13 protein-coding genes are annotated in these 17,469 nt (G+C 65.4%); all 13 read right to left on the reverse strand.

The window, feature by feature from the left end:
• Positions 1–100 precede the first annotated feature (100 nt).
• Positions 101–1,774, reverse strand: coding sequence for a DNA repair protein RecN (gene recN, locus IVB45_RS28405; RefSeq protein WP_247358671.1), 1,674 nt, complete (start codon positions 1,772–1,774; stop codon positions 101–103).
• Between the two features lie 13 nt (positions 1,775–1,787).
• Positions 1,788–2,708: an outer membrane protein assembly factor BamD gene (locus IVB45_RS28410; RefSeq protein WP_027570709.1), complete on the reverse strand. Its 921-nt coding sequence runs from the start codon at positions 2,706–2,708 to the stop codon at positions 1,788–1,790.
• 277 nt (positions 2,709–2,985) lie between these two features.
• A complete protein-coding gene (gene lpxC, locus IVB45_RS28415; protein ID WP_026232696.1) occupies positions 2,986–3,948 on the reverse strand; it encodes a UDP-3-O-acyl-N-acetylglucosamine deacetylase in 963 nt (320 codons plus the stop codon).
• 361 nt (positions 3,949–4,309) lie between these two features.
• Complete coding sequence (gene ftsZ / locus IVB45_RS28420; RefSeq protein WP_027570708.1) at positions 4,310–6,115, reverse strand: cell division protein FtsZ; 1,806 nt, start codon at positions 6,113–6,115, stop codon at positions 4,310–4,312.
• A gap of 87 nt (positions 6,116–6,202) precedes the next feature.
• A complete protein-coding gene (gene ftsA, locus IVB45_RS28425; protein WP_247358669.1) occupies positions 6,203–7,525 on the reverse strand; it encodes a cell division protein FtsA in 1,323 nt (440 codons plus the stop codon).
• Positions 7,522–8,562: a cell division protein FtsQ/DivIB gene (locus tag IVB45_RS28430; RefSeq protein WP_027570707.1), complete on the reverse strand. Its 1,041-nt coding sequence runs from the start codon at positions 8,560–8,562 to the stop codon at positions 7,522–7,524. Before IVB45_RS28430 ends, ftsA begins: the two co-directional genes overlap by 4 nt.
• Positions 8,563–8,912: 350 nt before the next feature.
• Complete coding sequence (locus IVB45_RS28435) at positions 8,913–9,899, reverse strand: D-alanine--D-alanine ligase (protein ID WP_247358668.1); 987 nt, start codon at positions 9,897–9,899, stop codon at positions 8,913–8,915.
• 22 nt (positions 9,900–9,921) lie between these two features.
• On the reverse strand, positions 9,922–10,842 hold the full coding sequence (murB, locus tag IVB45_RS28440; RefSeq protein WP_247358666.1) for a UDP-N-acetylmuramate dehydrogenase: 921 nt from the start codon (positions 10,840–10,842) through the stop codon (positions 9,922–9,924).
• Positions 10,843–10,846: 4 nt separating this feature from the next.
• Positions 10,847–12,250 carry a UDP-N-acetylmuramate--L-alanine ligase gene (gene murC, locus IVB45_RS28445; protein WP_247358665.1) on the reverse strand — a complete coding sequence of 468 codons (1,404 nt, stop codon included), beginning with the start codon at positions 12,248–12,250 and terminating at the stop codon, positions 10,847–10,849.
• A gap of 137 nt (positions 12,251–12,387) precedes the next feature.
• Positions 12,388–13,488, reverse strand: a complete 1,101-nt coding sequence (murG, locus tag IVB45_RS28450; protein WP_247358662.1) for an undecaprenyldiphospho-muramoylpentapeptide beta-N-acetylglucosaminyltransferase — start codon at positions 13,486–13,488, stop codon at positions 12,388–12,390.
• Between the two features lie 117 nt (positions 13,489–13,605).
• Positions 13,606–14,757: a putative lipid II flippase FtsW gene (gene ftsW / locus IVB45_RS28455; protein WP_247358659.1), complete on the reverse strand. Its 1,152-nt coding sequence runs from the start codon at positions 14,755–14,757 to the stop codon at positions 13,606–13,608.
• An 87-nt stretch (positions 14,758–14,844) separates the two neighbouring features.
• Positions 14,845–16,245, reverse strand: a complete 1,401-nt coding sequence (gene murD, locus IVB45_RS28460) for a UDP-N-acetylmuramoyl-L-alanine--D-glutamate ligase (RefSeq protein WP_027570701.1) — start codon at positions 16,243–16,245, stop codon at positions 14,845–14,847.
• Between the two features lie 7 nt (positions 16,246–16,252).
• The gene (mraY, locus tag IVB45_RS28465) at positions 16,253–17,356 is read right to left on the reverse strand and encodes a phospho-N-acetylmuramoyl-pentapeptide-transferase (protein ID WP_027570700.1); all 1,104 of its coding nucleotides are present in this window, start codon (positions 17,354–17,356) and stop codon (positions 16,253–16,255) included.
• Positions 17,357–17,469 lie beyond the last annotated feature (113 nt).

Here is a 17,469-nt window from a genome sequence, read left to right on the forward strand (position 1 = left end):
TGGATACGATGGAGCGGGCGGGAGGGTAAAGGCGGTTACAGTTTCGTACCCCGGACATAACGTTTAGGGCCCGGCGCTTGCGCGCGTCCGGGACACGAAATCAAGCCGTCGCCGCCTTGAGCAAACGGTCCGCGGCAGCCCTCGCCTCGGCGGTGATCTCGGCGCCGGCGAGCATCCGCGCGATCTCCTCGCGGCGGTGGTCGGCAGCGAGTGCATTGACGCGGGTGGCGACGCGCTTGCCCTTGTCCAGCGCGTCCTTGGAGATCAGCAAATGCTGGTCGGCACGGGCGGCGACCTGCGGGGCGTGGGTTACGGCCATCACCTGAACCTTGCCGGCGAGCCGCGCCAGCCGTCCGCCGATCGCGTCCGCGACCGCGCCGCCGACACCGGTGTCGATCTCGTCGAACACCAAGGTCGGCGCCGAGCCGCGGTCGGACAGCACCACCTTCAGCGCCAGCAGGAAACGCGACAGCTCGCCGCCGGAGGCGACCTTCATCATCGGCCCCGGCTTGGTGCCCGGGTTGGTCTGCACCCAGAACTCGACGCGGTCGAACCCTTGCGGGCCTGGAGCTGCCTCGTCGGTCTGGACCTGGGTCATGAACTTGGCGCGTTCGAGCTTGAGCGGCGCGAGCTCGGCATTGACCGCCTTGTTGAGCTTCTCCGCCGATTTCTGCCGCGCCATCGACAGCTTCTTGGCGGCCGCCGCATAGCGCGCATCGGCCTCGATCGCAGCCTGCTCCAGCTTTTTCAGCCGGGAGGCGCCGGCATCGATCAGGACGACGTCGGCGGCGTATCTTGCGGCAAGCGCGGCGAGCCCGTCGACCGGCGTCGAATATTTGCGCGACGCGGCGCGTAACGCGAACAAGCGCTCCTCGATGCGTTCGAGCTCCGAGGGATCGAAATCGGTCGCGGCAAGCGCCGCCTGGAGATGCTGGTCGGCTTCCTCCAGCGCGTTGATCGCGATGTCGATTGCCCTCACCGCGGGTTCGACCAGCGCCGGCGAGTTGACGCCGCGACGCTCCAGCCGGCGCACGGCCGCCGACAGCGAGGCGACCGGCGAATGGTGGCCGCCGACCGCCTCCTGCGCCTCGCGCAAATCGGAGGCGATCTTCTCGCCCTGCATCATGGTGGTCCGACGGGACGCCAGCGAGGTCTCCTCGCCGTCCTTGGGCGCGAGCTGCTTCAATTCGTCGGAGGCGTGGCGGAGGTAATCGGCTTCGCGCGCAGCGCGCTCCATGCCGGCGCGATGCTCCTCCAGCGCAGTGTTGGCGGTGCGGCGGGCGTCCCAGAGCGCTTCGACCGCCGAAACGTCCTTTTCGAGACCGGCGAAGGCGTCGAGCAGGCGGCGGTGGGTGGCGGCATCGACCAGCGCGCGCTCGTCGTGCTGGCCGTGGATCTCGACCAGGGCAGCCCCGACCGCCTTCAGCGTCTGCACGCTGATCGCCTGGTCGTTGATGAAGGCGCGGGTGCGGCCGTCGGCGAGCTGGACCCGGCGGAGAATCATCTCGCCGGTATCGTCCAGCCCGTTCTCCGCGAGGATTTTGGCCGCGGGATGGCTTTTTGGGATATCGAATACGGCAGTGACCTGCCCCTGCTCCGCCCCATGCCGCACGAGGCCGGCATCGCCGCGGCCGCCGAGCGCCAACGCAAAGGCATCGAGCAGGATGGATTTGCCCGCACCGGTCTCGCCGGTCAAAACCGCGAGGCCCGGTGCGAATTCGATATCGAGCCGTTCGATCAGGACGATGTCACGGATCGACAGACGCGCCAGCATGGAACTCTATTTCCTAGCCGAGACCCATTTTCTTGAAGGTCTTGCTAATCCAGGACCCCTGATTCTCGCTCGGTTCGAGACCGCCCGATTTTACAAGATTATAGGCGTCCTTGTACCAGCGACTGTCAGGAAAATTATGCCCGAGCACGGCGGCGGCCGTCTGAGCCTCGCCGACGATCCCGATCGCCATATAGGCCTCGGTCAGGCGGTACAGCGCCTCTTCGACATGGCGGGTGGTCTGGTACTGCGTCACCACGGCCTTGTAGCGGTTGATCGCCGCCGTGTAGTCGCGCTTCTGCGCGTAATAGCGGCCGACGTTCATTTCCTTGCCGGCGAGCTGGTCGCGCGCACCTTCGATCTTGGCCTTGGCTGAGGTCGCATATTCGGAGGTCGGATATTTGCGAACCACCTCCTCCAGCGAGGCGATCGCCTTCTCGGTGCGGGTCTGGTCGCGGCTGATGTCCGGAATCTGGTCGTAATGTGAGGCGGCAATCAGATATTGCGCGTAGGCCGCATCCGGGCTGCCGGGATGCAGCGTGACGTAGCGGGTGGCCGCGCCGATGCAATTGTCATAGTCGCCGCCCTGGTAGGACGCGTAGGCCGACATCAGCAATGATTTGCGGGCCCAGTCGGAATAAGGATGCTGGCGGTCGACCTCTTCGAACTTCTTGTTCGCCGCCTTCATGTCCTTCTTCTCGTTCATGAGGTACAGGCCCTCATTGTAGATCTTGTCGGCGGGCTCCTCGACGAAGGTGTCGTCCTTGGCGGTGAACTTGTCCCACAGCGCGCCGGTGCCGCAGCCGGCCAGCGGCAGCGCGAGCACGAAGAGGGCGACAACCTGAATCAGCCCACGGGCACGAGACGAGACTTCTCGGGACGAGACTTCTCGAGACGGGACTTGGAGATATCCGCGCGTCATACGCTGTGCCGACATGAATATTGCCCTGACGCCCTGTGGTGCGGTGTCCGCCAGCCCATGAACCCCGTCCTGGGCGCGAAATATAGCTGTGGTGCCTGCCGTGCGACCACGCCGGTGTAACCGAAAAACGATCTTCAACCAACCGGATAGGCAGGCATTCCGCCCGGATTAAGGCGAACGCGCCGCAATCCTAGCCGATCATCGTTACCAAGACTTTCCCGGGGAAAGCCGCCGCCAAACGCCTGCGGCGACGGGGCTCTTCAGGCCCGTCTCTCTTCGGGAATGTCTCGCTTCAGGAAACGTCCGGCCCGTAGACCGCGGCGATCCGGCCGCCGACGATGCCGCGACCGGTTTCAGCCACCGGACGCGTGGTACGGCGGGCTGCCTCGCCCTCGACCACCCGCCACGCTGTACGGTCGGCGAGCAGCGCGGTCAGGACGGCGTGGTTGAGCTTGTGGCCGCCACGCACCGAGCGGTAGGCGCCAAGCAGCGGCAGACCAGCCAGCGCGAGGTCGCCAATCACGTCCAGCACCTTGTGGCGGGCGCATTCGTCGGCGTAGCGCAGGCCTTCGGTGTTGAGCAGCCGCTCCTCGTCGAACACGACGGTGTTGTCGAACGAGGCGCCGAGCGCATACCCCGCGCTCCAGAGCCGTGCGACGTCGCACATCAGACCGAAAGTCCGGGCCCGACCGACTTCGCGGCGGAAACGCTCCGGGTTGAGGTCGAAGGCGTAGCTCTGCTGGCCGATGACAGGATTGGTGAAGTCGATCTCGACCTCGGCGCGGAACCCGTCAGCATAGGGCCTGATTTCGCCGAAGGAGTCGCCGATCTTGACCGAGATCGGCTTCAAAACCTGGATGAAGCGGCGCTGTGCCGGCTGGGTCACGATGCCGGCCTGGTCGATCGCCGCAACGAAGGCTGCCGCGCTGCCGTCCATGATCGGCACTTCCGGCCCGTCGATCTCGATGATGGCGTTGTCGACGCCCATGCCCCGCAGCGCAGCAAGCACATGCTCGGCGGTGGAAACCAGCGGGCCGTTGCGATCTCCGAGGACGGTGGCGAAATCGGTCGCGATCACCTGCTCGGCGGTGGCCTGAACTTCGCGGTCACTTCCCTCAAGCCCGGTGCGGATAAAAACAAAGCCCGCGTCGACAGGCGCGGGTCCAAGCGTGAGCGTGACGGGAAGACCGGAATGAACGCCGACGCCTGCCACACTGGCTTGCGCACGAAGCGTTGTTTGCCGGCTAAATTTCATCAGGAACCGCCCCACTACGACCACTGCGACTTATACTGAACCCGACTGAGCGGCCCAGACCGCTCGCTTCCGAATCCGTATCCCCAAGTCACGGCAAACCATAGTCACTGCCTCAAACAGCGCCAACTCACGCTTTTTTACCGATTGTTACCCCAAACCCGCCGTATTCGCGCCAAGGCTTAACCAAATTGGACCGGAGTTTGGGACCGTTTTCGGTAGTTTTACTGAACCATCGAATATGTAATTAATTATTTAAAATCAGTTGCTTGGCGACGCAATCCGGATACGCACGGGGCAAAAGAAAAGGTCCCGGCAAGCTTCCCGCCGGGACCCTTTTTCGTCTGCCTTATTGTAACAATCCTCAGGTCGCCTGCCGCCGCAGGAAGGCCGGGATATCAAGATGGTCGTCTCCCTGTGGCGCCGGGGCAACAGGCGCGGGACGGCCGTGCATGTCCAGGCCCTGCGGCGCGGGACGACGGGCATACTCCGACACCGGCTCGGTGGAAGCGATTTGCTGCGCCACGGTCTTCTGAGGCCGGCGATCGGGCAGCGGCGGCATCGCGGGACCGGCGGTGCGGGCCGCGATCGGCGCCTCGCTCTCCTCGTCACGACGGCCGAGGCCGACATTGGCGAGGCGCTGCAGCAGCGACAGCCGGGTCTTCTGCGGGGTCTCCTCCTCGACCTCGCCGCGGGCCTGGCGAAGCTCGGCCTGGGCGGGCATCGGAAGTTCCTCGATCCGCGGCATCCGCGGTGTGCGGACCGGCGCACGCTCGGCCTGCGGCGGGATGAAGGTTTCCGGCGTCATCGGCTCATGCATGGCCATCGGCGCCTGCTCGGGCTCGGGGAACAGCGTGGGCTTCTGCGCGATCGGCCGCACTGTGACGTCGCCATAGGTCTGCATCGGCGCGGGAGCCTGCGGGACGTCCGCAACGGCGGCGGCGATGGCGGCAAGCGCAGCGCGCTCCACGTTCGGACGCGGAGCCGTGGGAGCGGCGGCAAATTGGCCCGTTCCTGCGGCCGGGGTCTGCCCTTCGAACTTCTGGGCGCGCTCGGCCATGCGCTGATTGTCGGCGCGCAGCCGTGCGGTCAAATCGGCAAGACGGCTCTCGGCAGCCGCGGCCGGAGCAGCGGGAGCCTGCTGCGCCTGCGGAGCAGGATTCGCCACGGGAGCGCTGGTGGCCTGGCTGTTACGCGCGATCGCGGCCTGCTCGATGCCGGTGGCGACGACCGAGACGCGGATCAGGCCGTCGAGGGCTTCGTCGAAGGTGGCGCCGACGATGATGTTGGCGTCCTGGTCGACTTCCTCGCGGATGCGGGTCGCAGCTTCGTCGACCTCGAACAGCGTGAGATCCTTGCCGCCGGTGATGGAGATCAGGAGGCCCTTGGCGCCCTTCATCGAGCTATCGTCGATCAGCGGGTTGGCGATCGCGGCTTCGGCGGCGGTCAGCGCGCGCTTGTCGCCGGAGGCTTCGCCCGTGCCCATCATCGCCTTGCCCATCTCGCGCATGACGGCGCGAACGTCGGCGAAGTCGAGATTGATCAGGCCTTCCTTGACCATCAGGTCGGTGATGCAGGCAACGCCCGAATAGAGCACCTGGTCGGCCATCGCGAAAGCGTCGGCGAAGGTGGTCTTCTCGTTGGCGACCCGGAACAGGTTCTGGTTCGGGATGATCAGCAGCGTATCGACGACCTTGTGCAACTCGTTGATACCCGCTTCCGCGGTGCGCATGCGGCGGCCGCCTTCGAAGTGGAAGGGCTTGGTCACGACGCCGACGGTGAGGATGCCCATCTCGCGCGCGATCTTGGCGATCACGGGAGCCGCACCGGTGCCGGTGCCGCCGCCCATGCCGGCGGTGACGAACACCATGTTGGCGCCCGAGAGATGGTCGCGGAGTTCGTCCATCACTTCTTCGGCTGCGGCCGCGCCGACGACCGGCTGCGAACCTGCGCCCAACCCTTGCGTGGCGGCCGTGCCCATCTGCACGATGCGCTGCGCCTTCGACATCGTCAGCGCCTGCGCGTCGGTGTTGGCGACCACGAAATCGACGCCCTGGAGGCCCGCCGTGATCATGTTGTTGACGGCGTTACCACCGGCGCCGCCGACGCCGAACACGGTGATGCGGGGCTTCAGTTCGTGAATATCAGGAACATTGATGCTGATGGTCATGTTTGCCTCTCGATCACGCGCGCGTGGGTTCGCCCCGGCCGGCGGCCGCGGGAGTTGGTGAAAATCGAATATTGCGGGAAGGAGTCATCAGAAGCCCTCGCGTAGCCATCGTCCGACCTTTCCGAAATACCCGCCGGTCCCCGTCCTGACCTGCTGCCGCGTATGCCGCGGTTCGACATGTTCGTGATGAACATATTGCGGGTAGACGAGCAGTCCGGCCGGCACCGCGAAGGCGGCGTTCTTCGCCTCGTTGGGCAGCCGGCCGAAACCGAGCGGACGTCCGACCCGCACGGGCCGGCCGAGAATCTGCGTTCCGAGCTCGACCAGACCGGTGAGCTGCGAGGCCCCGCCCGAGAGCACGACACGGCCGTTGGGCTCCGAGGCGAAGGGCGAATCCTTCAGCTTGTCCCGAACCATTTCGAAGACTTCCTCGGCACGATGCTTGACGATGTTGGCGATGGTAGCGCGGGAGACGATCTGCGGCAGATCCTGCTCGTCACCGGCTGTCGGTACAGACATCAGCTCACGCGAGTCCGATCCGCCGGTGATGACGGTCCCGTATAACGTCTTGATTCGCTCGGCATCGGCAATGGTCGCGGAGAGTCCGCGCGCCAGATCCATCGTGATGTGTTGCCCGCCGACCGCAAAACCGGCGGCATGCACGAAGCGACCGCCGGAAAAGACCGCGATCGTGGTGGTGCCCGCGCCCATCTCGACCACGGCAGCGCCGAGATCGGCCTCGTCGTCGGTCAGCACCGACAGGCCAGCCACATAGGGGCTTGCTGCCATGGCTTCGACGTTGATGTGGCAGCGTTCGACCGCCAGCATCAGGTTCCGCGCCACCGTGGCGTCGCAGGTGACGACGTTCATGTCGATGCCGAACTGATGCGCGACCATCCCGCGGGGATCGCGGATGCCCTTGACGCCGTCGAGCGTGTAGCCGACCGGCAGCGCGTGCAGCACGGTGCGGCCTTCGCCGGTGGCGTGGCGCATGCCGGTCGAGGTGACGCGGCTGACATCGACCGGCGTCACGGCGCCGCCGCGGATGTCGGCCGCAGCTTCGACCAGCTGACCGGAGAGCCGGCCGCCGGAGACCGACAGCAGCACGGACTCGACCCGCACCTTGGCCATTTTCTCCGCAAGCCCGACGGCCTGTCGTACCGCCTGCTCGCATTCGCCGAGATCAATCACGGCGCCGGCCTTCATGCCGCGGGACTGGATCTGGCTGTAGCCGATCAGCTCCACCGCATGGGTCCGGTCGCGCAGGGCTTCGCTCGGCGCCGACGGCTTCAGCCGCGCGATCATGCAGGCAATCTTGCTGGTGCCGATGTCGAGGCAGGCGACGAGCCCGCCGCGCTTGTGCGGCATCGGGCGTGTCTTCGGTGTCTGGGTGCGATCAAGACCGGTCATGCAGCGTCCCCGGCCTTTTTCTTCTTCTTGTCCTTGAACAAATCGTCGCGCGCCTTGGCGGCGTCCTCGGACAGCTGCACCACCAGCCGATCGGGCAGGCGCAGGTCGACCGCGACGATGTCGCGGGAGAACAGCCTGTCCTCCTTGTCGAGCCTGGACAGCATCGCAAGCGCGTTACCGACGTCCTGCTCGGGCAGGCGGATGTCGAGGCCATCCTTGAGCCTCAGGTTCCAGCGCCGCTCCCCTACGAAGATCGCGGCCTTGGTGATCGAATTGACCTGCGGATAGCGCGCCAGCAAAGCGAGGAAATCGCGGGCCTGCGTATCGGCGCCCTTGCCGACCACGAGCGGCAGCGACAGGAACCGGCGCGAGACATAGGGTTCGAGCACGGCGCCGTCGTCGGCGATGACGGAGAGCCGGCCGGCCTCCTGCCACAGCGCGAAAGCCTTGCGCTCGGTGAGCTCGATCATGAGCTGGCCCGGATAGAGCTTCAGCACGGTCGCGTCCGCGATCCAGGGATTGGCCTTGAGCTTGTCGCGCACGGCGTCGGCGTCGAGGAACAGCAGCGAGGATCGGCCGCTGACGCCGCCGATCGCGAGGATCTCGTCCTGGCTGAGCTGCTTGCGGCCGTTGATCACGACGGAGGTGATGCGGAAGCCGGCGGAATTGGCCAGCGCGTTGCGGGTGTCGTTGACCGCCGTGATGAAATCCTGGAGATGGCCGCCCTTGACGATACCGAAGCCGCAGCTTCCGATCAGGAGCAGCACCGTCATGCTGATCCCGACCCGGCGCGGCAGATAGCGCTCGACCAGCGCGACCAACCGCGGCGTCGGCTCGCGCTCGATGATGGCTTTGGCCCGGGCTTTGGTTTTAATCTTTTCGTTGGCCGCAGCACGCGCGCCGTGAACTCGTTCCAGACGCTTGTCCTGCACCCACTCGCGCAGAAGCACGACCGCTCCGATAGCGGCCGCCTTCAGGTCAGCTTGGGGCCTCAGCGATCTGAAAAGCGACCGAGTGAGGCTTCCTGCTCCATCCATTGCACCAGCTCGTCAACAGTTTGCCCGCGACATCGCGCGGGTCCTGGCGAACATGACGTCTCGGACTTGCCGGGCCGGGTGCTGGTCTTCAGCAGAAGAAAACCTCTCCCCTTCAGAGCGTTCGCTGGGAGTGACAACACCCGCAACGGTCCACGCGCCGGCAGCCAAAGCGTCATATGCGCCGCCAGCGTTAACCTTCGGACGTCCTGGTAAACAAAAGGTAAAGTTCGTTAACGACGTGAGCGTTTTGCCCAGGCCTGTGAGGCATTTATGCCGCAATATCCGGCATTTTACCGGTTTTGGGTTCCAAAACCGGCCGTTTCGCCAGTTCGGCCGTTAACCAGTCCTAATTATTTTCGCACACCGGCCACGGCGAGTTCGACCAGGCCGCGCAGGAACTCGACGAACGCGATGCCCTCGGCCTTCAACGCCTTGGGGTAGAGCGAGGACTTGGTCAGGCCGGGTAGCGTGTTGGTTTCGAGATAGACCAGCCCCTTGTCCGAGACGATGAAGTCCGAACGCGAATAGCCGGTACAGGACATCGCCCGGTGCACCAGCATCGCCTGCTGCTTCAGTGCGGCGGTGATCTCCGCCGTGAAGCGGCCTGGACAGATCTCCTGGGTCGACTTCAAAAGATATTTCGCCGCGTAGTCGAAACTGCCCTCGCCCGGGATGATCTCGATCGGCGGCAGCGAGATGATCGAGCCATCCGGCCGCTCCAGCACGCCGCAGGTCGCCTCGATGCCGGCGATGTAGGGCTCGATCACATACTCTTCGTGCTTCGCTGCATTGCGGACGGCGACCAGATCCTGCTTGGCGTTGACGAAGATCAGACCGTAGCTCGAGCCATCCCTGGCGGGCTTTGCAATCAGCCGGCCGTATTCGGCGAAGGCCTCGTCGATCTGGTCCAGCGCAATGTTGGCCGGCGGCGACACGCCGCCGAGCGCGGCGAAATGCTTGGCCGCGAACTTGTCGAAGGCGAGATGCGAGGAGGCCGAGCCCGATCCGGTGAACGGCACGCCGCGCGCCTCGCACATCACCTGCAATTCGCCGTTCTCGGCACGACCGCCGTGCAGGCCGAGCACCAGCACGCGGTTCTCCGCCTTGGCCTGGTCGAGCGCCTGCTCCAACGGAATGCCTGACGTGCCCGGCTTGAACTCGTCCTCGAACGGGCGGGCATGTTCGAGCAGCTGTCTGGACTGCACGACATGCACCTTGTCCTCGACGTCCCACCACCAGAGATCGGCCTCGGGCAGCGCTTGATGCAGCGCCTGGGCTGAGGCGACCGAAACCAGACGTTCGCGGTTGGAGCCGCCGAAGAGGATGGTGATGCGCATGTTCTCTCGTCGCTTGTCCAAATTAGCCGGGAATTCCGATCCGCTTGATTTCCCAGTGTAGCTCAATTCCGGAATTCGTCTTCACCCGTTCACGAACGGTCTCGCCCAGCGTCTCGATGTCGTGCGCGGTGGCATTGCCCGTGTTGATCAGGAAATTGCAATGCATCTCGGAGACCTCTGCACCGCCGACGCGCAGGCCGCGGCAGCCGGCGGCATCGACCAGCTTCCAGGCGGAATGGCCGGGCGGGTTCTTGAAGGTCGAGCCGCCGGTCTTTTCGCGGATCGGCTGCGCGGTCTCGCGATGGCTCTGCACTTCCGCCATGCGCGCGCGGATTGCGTCGGCATCCCTGATCTCGCCACGGAAACGCGCGGAGGTGAAGATGATGGAGGGATCGACGCCGCTGTTGCGGTAGACGAACTTCATGTCGGCATTGGAGAAGACGTGCTTCTTGCCGTCGCGCCCGACGCCTCGCGCCTCGATCAACACGTCCCTGGTCTCGCCGCCATTGGCGCCCGCATTCATGCGCAGCGCGCCGCCGATCGTGCCGGGAATGCCGAAGTAGAATTCGAGCCCCCCGATGTTCGCGCCCGCGGCGACTTCCGCCACGCGCTTGTCGAGCGCTGCTGCGCCTGCGGTGACGACATCGCCGCTCGCGCTCGCCTCGCCAAAGGCGCGCGGCGCCAGACGGACCACCACGCCCGCAATGCCGCCGTCGCGCACGATCAGGTTGGAGCCGACACCGACGACATAGACGGGAATGTCGCTTGCGAGATGCGCGAGGAAATAAGCGAGATCGTCCTCGTCCGCCGGCGTGAACAACACCTGCGCGGGACCACCGACACGAAACCAGGTGAGCTCGGCGAGCGACTGGTTCGCCAGCAGCCGGCCGCGAAGATCCGGCATCGCGGCTTTGAGGTCGGGTGTGATGTCGGGGAAGCTCACTGCCCTACCCCAGCGCCTTCAACTCATCCGGCAAGGCATACGCCCATTGCGTGATGTTGCCGGCGCCCAGGCACACGACGAGATCGCCCGACTTCGCCACGCCCTTGACGATGCCGGCGAGATCGGACGCCGCCGGCAGCGGGATCACTTCGCGGTGGCCGTGGGCGCGCAGGCCGGCGGCGAAATGGTCGCGGTCGATACCCTCGATCGGCGTCTCGCCCGCGGCATAGACCTCGGCGACGATCACCGCATCCGCGTCGTTGAAGCAGGTGCAGAATTCCTCGAACAGCGACTGCAGGCGGGTATAGCGATGCGGCTGCACGACCGCGACGATCTTGCCGTTGGTGGATTCCCGCGCCGCCTTCAGCACCGCCGCGATCTCGACCGGATGATGGCCGTAATCGTCGATGACGGTAACGCCGTTCCACTCGCCGGTCTTGGTGAAGCGGCGCTTGACACCGCCGAAGCCGGCGATCGCCTTGCGGATTGCCTCGTCCGACACGCCGAGCTCGCGCGCGACCGCAATCGCGGCCGTCGCGTTGGAGGCATTGTGGCGTCCCGGCATCGGCAGCATGAGATCGGAGATCTCGTGCACGGCGCCCGTCTTGCGATCGCGGAACGCAACCTTGAACTTCGATCCGCCGCCCATCGGGGCCAGGTCGACGAAGCGCACATCGGCCTGCGGATTCTCGCCATAGGTGATGATGCGCCGATCCTCGATCTTGCCGACGAGAGTCTGCACCACGGAATGATCGATGCACATCACGGCGAAGCCATAGAACGGCAGGTTCTCGACGAAATGGCGGAACGCGTCCTGCACCGCTTCGAAGGTCTTGAAGTGATCGAGATGCTCGGGATCGACATTGGTGACGATCGCGACTTCGGTCGGCAGCTTCAGGAACGTGCCGTCGCTCTCGTCGGCTTCGACCACCATCCAGTCACCCGCACCGAGACGCGCATTCGAGCCATAGGCGTTGATGATGCCGCCGTTGATGACGGTGGGATCGAGGCCGCCGGCGTCGAGCAGCGTCGCGACCATCGTGGTTGTGGTGGTCTTGCCGTGGGTGCCGGCGATGGCGACGCAGCTCTTCAGCCGCATCAGTTCGGCCAGCATCTCGGCGCGGCGCACCACCGGGATACGCCGTTCGCGCGCCGCCGTCAGTTCCGGATTGTCACGCTTGATCGCGGTGGAGACCACGACGACCTCGGCACCGTCGACGTTCTCCGCCTTGTGGCCGACCGAGACCTTCGCGCCGTTCTTGCGCAGACGGTCGAGATTGTAATTGTCGGAGGCGTCCGAGCCCTGCACGGAATAGCCGAGATTGAGCAGCACCTCGGCGATGCCGCTCATGCCGATCCCGCCGATCCCGACGAAGTGGATGGGTCCGATCTCGCGCGGCAGTCTCATGGCGTATCCCGCAGTTCCCTCGTCATGCCCGGGCTTGTCCCGGGCATCCAAGAATCCTTACCACTTCTTGCAAGACGTGGATGGCCGGGACAAGCCCGGCTATGACGGCAAAAGTAGGAATTCTGGCTGATTTCGCGTCAGATTCCCGCGATTTTGGCCACCAGATCGGCCAGCCGCTCCGCTGCGTCGAGCCGGCCGGCGCCACGGGCGGCCTGCGCCATGACGGCAAGGCGCGCGGGCTCGGCGGCGAAGGCGGAGATCTCGGCGGCGAGGCGATCGGAGGAAAACTCGGTTTGCGGAATGCGGATCGCACCGTCGACCTTGGCCAGCACGCCGGCATTGGCGAACTGGTCCTGGTCGATCGCACCCGGCAGCGGCACCAGGATCGAGGGCCGCCCGATCGCGGCGAGCTCGGCCACGGTGCCGGCGCCTGAGCGCGACACCACCAGATGGTTGGAGGCGAGCCGTGCCGGCAGATTGGTGAAAAACGGCGCAAGCTCGGCCTTGATCTTCAGCCTGTCGTAGACCGCACGCACGCGCGCCATGTCCTCGTCGCGCACCTGCTGGGTGAGGACGAGCCGGCTCCACAGTGCAGGCTCGAGGCGCTCGATCGCGCCCGGCACGATGTCGGCCATGATGCGCGCCCCCTGGCTGCCGCCGACGACGAGCAGGCGCAGCGGACCGTTCGCTTCAGGCGCAGCATAGGGCACGCCAGCTGCGGCGAGGATCGCCGGACGCATCGGCGTGCCGACCGTCGTGGTCTTGCCTGATAGCGCCGGATCGCGGTCGAGCACGCCCGGCAATGACGTCGCGATGGCGCGGACGCGGCTCGACAGAAACCGGTTGGCGCGGCCGAGCACGGCATTGGCATCATGGATGATGCCGGGCACGCCCGCGAATTTTGCCGCGACCAGCGGCGGCAGCGTCGGATAACCGCCAAAGCCGACGACGGCGACCGGCTTCAATCGCTTGATCAGGCTGTAGGCGGACAACGTGCCGGCCGCGAGCGTCAGGCCGGCATAGGCCAGCTGCAGCGGATTGCGTCCACGCGCAGTCTCGCTCGAGACGACGTCGATCATGTCCTTGGTGAACAGGCCGCTGTAGCGCAGCGCGCGCTGGTCCGTGACAAGGCGGACGCGGAAGCCGCGCCGGATCAACTCGACGCCGAGCGCCTCGGCCGGAAACAGATGGCCGCCGGTGCCGCCCGCGGCGAGAAGAATCATGGGGGAGGTGTCCATAAAGACGGCTTTTACAATGTCTCTCCCGTCATTGCGAGCGAAGCGAAGCAATCCAGGCTGCCTCCATGGAAGCAGCCTGGATTGCTTCGTCGCTTTGCTCCTCGCAATGACGAAAAACTACGCGTAGTTGCGCATCGCCTCGGCGTGGCCGCTCGCCTCGACTTCAGTGCGCGGACGCAGCCGCGTCAGCGCCAGCATCATGCCGACACCATAGGCCAGCGACACGATCGAGGAGCCGCCATAGGAGATGAAGGGCAGCGTCATGCCCTTGGCGGGGATGAGCTGGAGATTGACCGACATGTTGATCGCGGCCTGCACGCCGAACAGGATCGCAAGACCCGAGGCCGCGAAGCGTGAGAACATGTCCTCGTTGGCATAGGCGCGCGACAGCGTGCGGATGACGACGAAAGCAAACAGGGCCAGCATCGCGAGGCACAGGATGATGCCGAACTCTTCGGCGGCAACCGCGAACACGAAGTCGGTGTGGCTGTCCGGCAGGCTGCGCTTGGCAATGCCCTCGCCCGGTCCGAGCCCGAACCAGCCGCCATTGTAGAAGGCCTCCATGGCGGTATCGACCTGGAAGGTGTCACCAGAGGCCGGATTCATGAAGCGCTTGATGCGGCCGGCGACGTGCGGAACAAAAAGATAGGCGCTGAACAGTCCGGCGGCGCCGAGGCCGGCGAGCCCGAACACCCAGATCATCCGCATGCCCGCGATGAAGAACAACGAGCCCCACACCATCAGGATCAGCATGGTCTGGCCGAAGTCGGGCTCCATGACGAGAAGCGAGACCAGCATCAGGAGCAGCGCGAGCGCCATCGAGGTCGCCGGCATCTCCGGCCGCTTGGTCGATTCCGCGAACAGCCAGGCGGCGATGACGACGAACGACGGCTTTGCGATTTCGGAGGCCTGGATGTTGACGCCGAGCAGCGTGATCCAGCGCCGCGAGCCCTTCACCTCAGGACCGATCGCGAGCGTCAGCACGATCAGGACGATGCTGGCCGCGAAGATGATCAGCGCCGAGCGACGGATCGCCCGCGGCGACAGAAAGGACACCCCGAGCAGCACCAGGCCGGACGGCGCCAGGAACATCACGTGGCGGCTGAAGAAATGGAAGGGATCGAGCCCGATGCGGGTCGCAACCGGCGGGCTCGCTGCCAGCGACAGGATCACGCCGGTCAGCATCAGCGCCAGGATGGCTCCCATCAGCGGCTTGTCGACGGTCCACCACCACTCGGAAAAGGGGGTGCGTTCTTCACGGGAGAGCATGGCGGCCGCTTTCGGACAGAGGTCGGTCCATTGGTCGCCGAGGTTGGTTACCGGGAGGTTAAGAAATCGCGGATGATTGGAATTGCCTCACACCACCGGCTTCACACCCGGCAGCGCCTGCACCAGCTCGCGGAACCTGGTGCCGCGAATTTCGAAATTGCGGTACTGGTCGAAGGAGGCGCAGGCGGGTGACAGCAAGACGACCGCGTCGGTGATGCCCGACGCCTCCGCATCGCGTGCGGCTTGCTCGACCGCGACGTCGAGGGTCTGGCTGATCTCGTGCGGCACCTGCGTGCCGAGCGTGCCGGAAAACTCCTGCGCGGCCTCGCCGATCAGATAGGCTTTTCGGATGCGCGGGAAGTAGCCGGTGAGGCCAGTTATTCCGCCGGCCTTCGGCTTGCCGCCCGCGATCCAGAAGATGTCCGAAAAGGACGACAGTGCATGCGCGGTGGCGTCCGCATTGGTGCCCTTGGAATCGTTGACGAACAGCACGTTGCCGCGGCGGCCGACCTGCTCCATGCGATGCGCAAGGCCGGGAAAGCTGCGCAGGCCGTTCTGAAGCATATCGAGGCCGATGCCCATCGCGAGCGCGGCGGCTGCCGCGCACGCCGCGTTCTGCGCATTGTGCAGGCCACGCAGAGAACCGATGCCGCCGAGCGCCGCGATTTCACTGCGTGCGCCGCCGGAATTGCGCACGATATTGCCATGCTCGACATGGATGCCGCTGGCCAGCGGATTTTTGACGGAGATGCGCACCACATTCTTGCCGGCACGGTCGAGCCGGTCGGCGATGTCGCGACAAAAACCGTCGTCGACGCCGACGATCGCGGTACCGCCAGCCTGCACGCCGGCAACGAGGCGTTCCTTCACCGCAGCGTAATGCACGATGGTGCCGTGACGATCGATGTGGTCCTCGCTGACATTGAGCAGAATGCCGACGGAGGGATCGAGCGAGGGCGTGAGGTCGATCTGGTAGGACGACATCTCGATGACGTGGACGCGCCCCATGCCCGGCGGCTCCAGCGACAGGATCGCGGTGCCGATATTGCCGCCCATCTGGGTGTCGTATCCGGCGACCTTGGTCAGATGCGCGATCAAAGCCGTCGTTGTCGACTTGCCGTTGGTGCCGGTGATGGCGACGAACGGCGCATCCGGCGCGTGCCGGCGCCGTTCGCGGCAGAACAGCTCGATGTCGCCGATCACCTCGATAGCTGCCTCGCGCGCCTTCAACACGCTCCAATGCGGCACCGGGTGGGTCAGCGGAACGCCGGGCGCGAGTACCAGCGCGGCGAAGTTGGCCCAGGAGACGTTGCGCAAATCAGCCGTGATGAAGCCGGCTTGCGCCGCCTTGGCGACGTTCTCGGCATTGTCGTCGGCGGCGATCACCTCGGCGCCGCCCGCCTTCAACGCGTGACAGGAGGCGAGCCCCGAGCCGCCGAGGCCGAACACCGCGACCGTCTTGCCGGCAAAGGACGTGACGGGGATCATCGACCGATCACCGCAGCTTCAGCGTGGACAGGCCGGCCAGCGCCAGCATCACCGAGATGATCCAGAAGCGGATCACGATCTGCGGCTCGGTCCAGCCGAGCTGCTCGAAATGGTGATGGATCGGCGCCATCCGGAAGATGCGTTTTCCCGTCATCTTGAACGACACCACCTGCACGATGACGGAGACCGCCTCCAGCACGAACAGGCCGCCGATCACCGCGAGCACGATCTCGTGCTTCACCGCGACCGCGATCGCCCCCAGCATGCCGCCGAGCGCGAGCGAGCCGGTGTCGCCCATGAAGATCGAGGCCGGCGGCGCGTTGAACCAGAGGAAGCCGAGACCGGCGCCCAGCAGCGCGCCGCAGAGCACGGCGAGCTCGCCGGTTCCGGCGACATATTTGATCTGGAGATAATCGGCGAACACCGCGTTGCCGGCGAGATAGGCGATCATCGCAAAGCTCGCAGTCGCGATCATTACGGGCACGATGGCAAGACCGTCGAGACCGTCGGTCAGGTTCACCGCATTGCCGGCGCCGACGATGACGAAGGCGCCGAACCCGACGAAGAACCAGCCGAAATGCAGCACGGTGTCCTTCAGGAAAGGAATCGTCAGCGCGGTCGACGCAGGATCGCGGTTCAGCCGCACCAGCGCGTAGCAGGCAACCAGCGCAATCGCCGCCTCGATCAGCAGGCGAAGCTTGCTGCCGAACCCGGTCGTGGTCTGCTTGGTCACCTTGAGATAATCGTCATAGAAGCCCACGAAGCCGAAGCCGAGCGTCACCGCCAGCACGATCCAGACGTAAGGGTTGAGCGGATTGGCCCACAGCACCGTGCCGACCGTGAGACCGGACAGGATCATCAGCCCGCCCATGGTGGGCGTGCCCTTCTTGGCGAGATGCGATTGCGGACCATCGGCCCGGATCGGCTGGCCCTTGCCTTGCCGGATGCGCAAATGGTCGATGATCCAGGGGCCGAACAGGAACACGAACAGCGCGCCGGTGACGACAGCGCCGCCGGTGCGGAAGGTGATGTAGCGGAAGACGTTCAGGAAGGTGCGAACGGCACCGAAGCCCGGAAATGTGTTGGAGAGCTCGATCAGCCAGTAAAACATTCAGACGGTCCTATGGCGCCTTTGCACGCGCCTTGATCTTGGCCTTATCAACCTGTCTCACGCGCATTCGCTGGTCTTCATCCTGGGGTCGGGCGACCTCTAAAGAAAACGAA

The organism is Bradyrhizobium sp. 4 (genome assembly GCF_023100905.1).
GTDB lineage: Bacteria > Pseudomonadota > Alphaproteobacteria > Rhizobiales > Xanthobacteraceae > Bradyrhizobium.

Excerpts from the sequence above, each read along its gene's own strand:
- recN (WP_247358671.1), bottom strand. The coding sequence starts at position 1,774 with ATGCTGGCGCGTCTGTCGATCCGTGACATCGTCCTGATCGAACGGCTC.
- lpxC (WP_026232696.1), bottom strand. The coding sequence starts at position 3,948 with ATGAAATTTAGCCGGCAAACAACGCTTCGTGCGCAAGCCAGTGTGGCA.
- IVB45_RS28410 (WP_027570709.1), bottom strand. The coding sequence starts at position 2,708 with ATGTCGGCACAGCGTATGACGCGCGGATATCTCCAAGTCCCGTCTCGA.
- murC (WP_247358665.1), bottom strand. The coding sequence starts at position 12,250 with ATGAGACTGCCGCGCGAGATCGGACCCATCCACTTCGTCGGGATCGGC.
- ftsZ (WP_027570708.1), bottom strand. The coding sequence starts at position 6,115 with ATGACCATCAGCATCAATGTTCCTGATATTCACGAACTGAAGCCCCGC.
- murG (WP_247358662.1), bottom strand. The coding sequence starts at position 13,488 with ATGGACACCTCCCCCATGATTCTTCTCGCCGCGGGCGGCACCGGCGGC.
- ftsA (WP_247358669.1), bottom strand. The coding sequence starts at position 7,525 with ATGACCGGTCTTGATCGCACCCAGACACCGAAGACACGCCCGATGCCG.
- mraY (WP_027570700.1), bottom strand. The coding sequence starts at position 17,356 with ATGTTTTACTGGCTGATCGAGCTCTCCAACACATTTCCGGGCTTCGGT.
- murD (WP_027570701.1), bottom strand. The coding sequence starts at position 16,245 with ATGATCCCCGTCACGTCCTTTGCCGGCAAGACGGTCGCGGTGTTCGGC.
- IVB45_RS28430 (WP_027570707.1), bottom strand. The coding sequence starts at position 8,562 with ATGGATGGAGCAGGAAGCCTCACTCGGTCGCTTTTCAGATCGCTGAGG.
- ftsW (WP_247358659.1), bottom strand. The coding sequence starts at position 14,757 with ATGCTCTCCCGTGAAGAACGCACCCCCTTTTCCGAGTGGTGGTGGACC.
- IVB45_RS28435 (WP_247358668.1), bottom strand. The coding sequence starts at position 9,899 with ATGCGCATCACCATCCTCTTCGGCGGCTCCAACCGCGAACGTCTGGTT.